Source organism: Frateuria flava (genome assembly GCF_017837635.1).
GTDB lineage: Bacteria > Pseudomonadota > Gammaproteobacteria > Xanthomonadales > Rhodanobacteraceae > Frateuria_A > Frateuria_A flava.
In genome coordinates this window covers 1-1,096 of the sequence record NZ_JAGJRS010000036.1, presented here as the reverse complement: position 1 = coordinate 1,096, position 1,096 = coordinate 1, and the positions used below count along the sequence as shown (strand labels likewise).

General features: G+C 65.9%; 2 protein-coding genes. Both read right to left on the bottom strand.

Annotated features, from left to right (window positions below; all coding sequences use genetic code 11):
* A partial coding sequence (locus J7I44_RS16720) for an IS3 family transposase (RefSeq protein WP_342452000.1) occupies nt 1-806 on the bottom strand: 806 nt, incomplete at its 3' end.
* Nucleotides 803-1,096, bottom strand: a 294-nt coding sequence (locus J7I44_RS16715; RefSeq protein WP_209623344.1) for a transposase, incomplete at its 5' end; no start/stop codon positions are given. The genes J7I44_RS16715 and J7I44_RS16720, both read right to left, overlap by 4 nt.

The window sequence follows — 1,096 nt, the reverse complement described above, 5'->3', positions numbered from 1 at the left end:
GGACGTTGTCCGAGGGCGGCGTGCCGTCGGCGGTGGTTGTAGAAGGAGTGGATGAACAGGTTGGCGTCCTGCTCTGCGTCTCGGCGTGTGAGGTGGATCTCCTGGCTCATCCATTCGTGCTTGAGGCTGCGGAAGACCCGCTCCACCACGGCGTTGTCCCAGCAGTTGCCTCGCCGGCTCATGCTCTGAGTGATGCCGCGTTGTTCCAGAGCGGCGACGAAGGCCGTGCTGGTGTACTGACAGCCCTGGTCGGAGTGGAAGAGCAGGCCAGCCGGCGCCCTTCTGGCCCGCCAGGCCTGCTCCAGCGCGTTGAGCACCAGAGGTGAGTCGGGGCTGTTCGAGAAGGCCGCTCCCACGATGCGCCGGGCGTACAGGTCCACCACAATGGCCAGGTATAGCCATCCCTCACGCGTTGGCAGGTAAGTGATGTCTCCCGCCCAGGCCTGGTTTGGAGCGGGCGGATTGAACGCACGGTTGAGCCGATTGGGCGCGATTGCCGCCGGCTGCCCCGCCGGGCGGTAGCGAGGCGGCCGTCGCACGGTCGGCAACTGCGCTTGACGCATGAGTGTACGAGCACGATGGCGTCCGACTTTATGCCCCTGCTCGCTCAGCTCCTCAGCCATGCGGCGAGACCCATAGCTTCCGCGGGTGTCCCGGTGCGCTTGGCGGATGATCGCCAGCTGCTCGGGCGTCCCTGCGCGGCTGCGCCCTTGCGCCCGTCGGCGCGCGTAGTAGCTGCTGCGTGGCAAGGCCAAGGCCTGGCAAAGCGCACGAACCGGATGGGCCTTCTTCAACCGGTCGATCACCGCCTGGGGCGATCGTTCTCCCGAACGAAGAAGGCAATTGATTTTTTTAACAGGTCACGCTCCTCTTCCAGCCGCGCGACCTCTGCCTCCAAAGCCATGATTTTCTGCCGATCAGCCTGCGTCTGCGTGGGCGCCCGGTCCGGCGGGTCCTGCTGGCCTCGCCAGCGGGCTACCCAACGGCGTACCGCTGTCTCGCCCACGCCCAGCAGTTGGCAAACCTGGGCCACGGAGCGGCCCTCCGTCACCACTTGATGTACGGCTTCAGCCTTCAAGGCCTCGCTGATTGTTCT